Annotated in this window: 6 protein-coding genes; all 6 read right to left on the bottom strand. The window is 63.5% G+C overall.

Annotated elements, in window-relative coordinates:
- Positions 1-285 precede the first annotated feature (285 nt).
- Positions 286-642 (bottom strand): hypothetical protein, encoded by a 357-nt coding sequence (locus U9R81_RS13475; protein ID WP_156525285.1) that lies wholly within the window; start codon positions 640-642, stop codon positions 286-288.
- A complete protein-coding gene (locus tag U9R81_RS13470) occupies positions 639-1424 on the bottom strand; it encodes an enoyl-CoA hydratase/isomerase family protein (protein WP_322495956.1) in 786 nt (261 codons plus the stop codon). Before U9R81_RS13470 ends, U9R81_RS13475 begins: the two co-directional genes overlap by 4 nt.
- Positions 1417-1809 (bottom strand): MaoC family dehydratase, encoded by a 393-nt coding sequence (locus U9R81_RS13465; protein WP_322495955.1) that lies wholly within the window; start codon positions 1807-1809, stop codon positions 1417-1419. The genes U9R81_RS13470 and U9R81_RS13465 overlap by 8 nt, the downstream gene beginning before the upstream one ends.
- A 73-nt stretch (positions 1810-1882) precedes the next feature.
- Positions 1883-2653 carry an alpha/beta fold hydrolase gene (locus U9R81_RS13460; RefSeq protein WP_322495954.1) on the bottom strand — a complete coding sequence of 257 codons (771 nt, stop codon included), beginning with the start codon at positions 2651-2653 and terminating at the stop codon, positions 1883-1885.
- Between the two features lie 19 nt (positions 2654-2672).
- On the bottom strand, positions 2673-3743 hold the full coding sequence (locus U9R81_RS13455) for an alpha/beta hydrolase (protein ID WP_322495953.1): 1071 nt from the start codon (positions 3741-3743) through the stop codon (positions 2673-2675).
- Positions 3744-4051: 308 nt separating this feature from the next.
- A partial coding sequence (locus U9R81_RS13450; protein ID WP_322495952.1) for an AMP-binding enzyme occupies positions 4052-4491 on the bottom strand: 440 nt, incomplete at its 5' end.

Below are 4491 nucleotides of genomic sequence, written 5' to 3'. Positions count from 1 at the left end.
CAGTCGGCTGCGGCGCGGCGGTCGGTTGGGCGGTCTGGCCGCCGCCACAGGCGCTCAGCGCCAGCGCAAGAATCACTAACAACGTCATGGCAACACGGCAGACAAGGTGGGTACTCTGCATTGAACGGTCTCCTTCGACTAACCTGTTCCTATCACCAGCGGGCTGTTGAGGGGTGAATGACGTTTCCAGAGCGGGTTGCTGCTCTCCCGCACCGGCTTCATTCGCTCCCTCTGTCTGCCCGAACCATAAATCATGCACGCAGCTCGCGTCTTACTCCCCATTCCCTATCTCGGCGCCATCACAATCGCCTCGCCATCGGCAATCAGGCGACCATCAGCGCCGGTACAGCGGGTCTGGAACGTCACCAACGGTTTGTCGGCGCGGATGTGGGTAATCGTTACCGTTGCGGTTAACGCTTCGCCGGCGCGCGCGCGATCGACAAAGGTCAGGTCTTGTTTGAGATAAACCGAACCGGAACCGGGCAATTCCACGCCGAGCAGGTAGGAAAAGAGCGCGCCGATCAACGGTTCCGGCACGGTCTCGCCCGGCTGGTCGCCGCAGAGCGCAGCGTATTCGGCGATCAGGTCGTGATCGAACACCCGCTGCGTCGTGGCCTGCATCCCAACAGCAAGCTGTTTCACAGGTCTGCCTCCTTGATCATGGCGCGTTGCCGGTCAAGAAAAGCGGTGAGGCCAATGCTCGCTTCAATTGACCGGATCTGCGCGCAAAACAATGCTCGTTCGCGATCCAGCTCGGCGCTCAACCGTTCACGTTCACTCCAGAGCAGCCGGCGGGTGCAGGCGATGCTCCCCGGTAACTGCGCCGCCATTTGGTGGGCCACGGCTTGCGTCTCTTCGACGAGGTGGCTGGCCGGCACGAGCCGGTTGGCCAAGCCCCACGCCACTGCCTCTTCGGCGCTGATCGAGCGTTCGAGCAGCAGCGCCTCGGCTGCACGCCGCTGGCCGATCAAGCGCGGCAAGAGCGTTGCCCATCCCCCTTCCGGGCTGAGGCCAAGGGTGGTAGTGTAGGCGGTGAAGCTGGCTTCCGGCGCGACCAAGACCACATCGGCGGCCAGCACCAGCCCCATAGCGCTGCCGTTGGCCGGTCCTTGCACGGCGACAATCAACGGCGCCGGCAGATCGATCAACTCTAACATCACGCGGTGGAGTTGCCGCAGCAACTCATCGGCGTACAATACCCGCTCGGCGTGACCGGCTAAGCCAGCGATGTCGATCCCGCGCGAGAATGACGGCCCGGCGGCTTGCAAGATCACCGCCCGCACGCCATGGTGGTGGCGCGCGGCGGCGAGCGCATCCAGCAGCGCGGCCAGCAACGCTGGCGTGAGCGGGTTGTGCTGCGCTGGCCGGTTGAGCGTGATCGCCACCACCGGGCCGTCAGGTTGGATGGTCACAACGTCATGCATGGGTGATCTCAAGCACCGTCTCGCCGCTGCACGCCGCTTTGCCGTCGCTGCGCACGACGCTCACCGCGCAGCGAAGCTGGTTGCCGTCGCTTTCCAGTACCTCGACAACGATCTCAATCGTTTCACCGGCAAAGACTGGATTGGTAAAGCTGAGATTCTGTTTACGCTGCACGCCGGTTGGCGCCAGCGTGCGCAGCGCGCCCCTGATGTAGCCGTACAGCAACATGCCGTGGGCGATGGTGCGACCAAAACGGGTGGTCACTGCCACTGCCGGATCAGTATGGATTGGGTTGGTGTCGCCGCTCACCGCCGCAAAGCGATCGATGTCTGCTTGGCTGATGGTGTGTGCGCGGTTGTAGCGGGTGCCGGTTGGGATTGGCGTCATACGGATGTCCTTGACGTATCTCGTGTGAACACAGTGTGCTATGTCCCCGCAAGGGACACAGCGTGCTTTGTCCTTACGGGGTGCGTTGCCAATGTGCCGTCAATAATGCGACGAACCGGTCGGGCGCTTCGAGGTTGGCCGAATGGCCCACCCCGGCGATGATCTGCGCTTCGACCCCCAATGCCTCGGCGGCGCGTTTGACCGTCTCGGCGGTGACGAGTGGGTCTCGTTCGCCGCCCATCACCAGTGCCGGCGCGCCAATTTGCCGCAAGGCGTCACCCGGTTTCCATGCGCGGAGGGCGTTGATCGCGCCGTTGGCTGCGCTGAGCTGCTGGCTATGCCCGATCGCGACCAACTCGCGCCAGAGATCGTCTTCCGGCGCGGTTGGCGCCATCGCTTTGATCGCCTGCGCAAAGAAGTCGGGGTTGTCTTTCAGCAGTTGCTGCCGGTCAGGTTGATACACTTCGTCAGGCATGCCATCCACCCACGGTGGAGCCAGCACAGCAATCGTCAGCACGCGGTCGGGCCGGTCAAGGGCGGCTTGCAAGACCACTGCCGCCCCCAGCGAGTGCCCAACCAGATGGCAGCGTTCAATCTCTAGCGCATCGGCGAAGTGCCACAGGTCGGCGGCCAACGACGGCATCGTGTAGTCGTTGTCAGGCCCCTGCGTCGCGCCGCGTCCGCGCAGGTCAGGGGCCAAGCCGCGGTAGCCGGCGGGCAACCGTTCCAGCACCCGCAGCCACCAGCCGCTGCTGGCCCAATTGCCATGCACGAAGATGACCGGTTCGCCGTGGCCGTAATCGAGATAATGCACATCAAGATCGCCGGCTTTGATGGTGGGCATAGGCCCTCCTTCTTCTTCCCTACCCCTTGCCTGCCAAATGCGCATGAAAAGCTGCGTTAAACTGCTCTGGATATTCGATGTACGGCGTGTGGCCGCAATTCTCAAACACCACTTCGCGGTACGCGCCGCCGGCGGCAGCGTAGCATTCGAGCACGGTGCGGATCTGGCTGATCATCGGCTGCGGCGGATGCGCTTCGGCACCGGGCCAGTCGGGCAACACGCCAAGCTGGCCGAGCGTGCCGACATCGAACAGCGACATATCGCTGACGATCTGGTCATCGGCCCCGCGCACCCACAAGATCGGCGGCTTGGGATCGGCGGCTACAAAGCGTTCGACCGAGTCACCTACATACAAGGGCGAGATGGCGTTGATCGGCCCCCACACTCCCGGCGCAATCCCCGGCCAATTGGGTGACGGCTTAAAGTCGCCGGGGTAGCGCTGCGGCCCGACCTTCTCGCTGAGCATTGAAAGCAGCAGCGCCTCTTCGCGGGCCGGGCGGAAGGGCGGCTTCCAGTAGTAAGTGTTCATCACCACCCGCGGCGCTGCTACGCCGGCATCATCGGTCGTGTCACCCGCCGCCATCCGCTCAACAAACGCCTGATTGACCGTACCGCCACCCGATCCGGCCCCGTCTGGCCAGCAGAGTTCGCCATTCAGACCCTTGCAGCCGCCAAAGCCATAGGGTGAACCGGGAGCGGCTAACGTAGCGGTGATGATCCGCTGCGGCGCGGCAGCGATCAGGTTGAACAGCACCACACCGCCGAGTGAGTGACCAACCGCATGGCAACGCTCAATGCCAAGCGTGTCGAGCAGGGCGAGCAGGTCATCTACCCAATCGCCGCAGCCGCGAGTAGCGTCGATCAACAGGTCTTCGGTCTCGCCGTAGCCGCGCAGGTCAGGCGCAATCGCGCGAAAACCCGCCGGCAAGGCCAGCATCGTCTCTTCCCAGAAGGTCGCCGACGAGGCATTGCCATGCACGAAGAGCACCGGCTCGCCGTCAGCCGGGCCGCTGCTGAGGACGTGCATCTGCAAGCGCGGGGTTTGCACCATAGTGGACGTGATTCCGGGCAGGGTGGGAATCTTGCTCATACTATGCTCCATTCGTTATGACGATACACCTGTTCCTCCTCTCGCGGGAGGATGTTTACCGTAGAGGGCGCAGAGACCGCAGAGGGTAAAGAACCATCTCCCCCGGCCCTGAAGGGCCGGGCTATGCTTACGAAGCCCGCTGTGCGGGCTGATGCGCCTCACCGCTCACCTTCTGCTTCCACCGGATGCGCTCCCCTTCGGGGCCACACTCCCCTCTCCCAACGGGGGAGGGGCTGGGGGTGGGGGCATCATCACCCCAGCGGGGGAGGGGATGGAGATGGGGGCATTGTTACCCCAGCGAAACGACCTCACCCCTCAGTACTCGCGGCGTTGCCTCCATCCTGTTGAAACATCCGCTTTAACGCCTGCTTGTCAATCTTGCCGGCCCCGGTCTTGGGCAGTTCGGGAAGGGTCACAACCCGTTTCGGCAGCTTATAGCGAGCCAAACGCGCGCCGGCAAACGCGAGCAGGTCTTGGTCAGAGAAGTCAATGCCGGCGCGCACCACCACTGCCGCCCATCCCACTTCGCCCCAATGCGGGTCAGGCATCCCCACCAGTGCCACTTCGGCAACGGCCGGGTGCCCGGCTAAGACGCTCTCAACCTCGGCGGGATAAATGTTTTCGCCGCCAGAGATGATCACATCTTTCAACCTCCCCACAATGCGATAACATCCATCGGCATCAACACTGGCTAGATCGCCGGTGCGCAGCCAGCCATCCACAAAAGCCGCCGCCGTCTCGGCGGGCC

The organism is Chloroflexus sp., from assembly GCF_034435895.1.
Taxonomy (GTDB): Bacteria; Chloroflexota; Chloroflexia; order Chloroflexales; family Chloroflexaceae; genus Chloroflexus.
This window is presented reverse-complemented; position numbering and strand designations above follow the sequence as displayed.

Bases quoted from the DNA above. Each gene is read 5' to 3' on its own strand.
- U9R81_RS13470 (WP_322495956.1), bottom strand. From the start codon at position 1,424: ATGCATGACGTTGTGACCATCCAACCTGACGGCCCGGTGGTGGCGATC.
- U9R81_RS13465 (WP_322495955.1), bottom strand. From the start codon at position 1,809: ATGACGCCAATCCCAACCGGCACCCGCTACAACCGCGCACACACCATC.
- U9R81_RS13460 (WP_322495954.1), bottom strand. From the start codon at position 2,653: ATGCCCACCATCAAAGCCGGCGATCTTGATGTGCATTATCTCGATTAC.
- U9R81_RS13455 (WP_322495953.1), bottom strand. From the start codon at position 3,743: ATGAGCAAGATTCCCACCCTGCCCGGAATCACGTCCACTATGGTGCAA.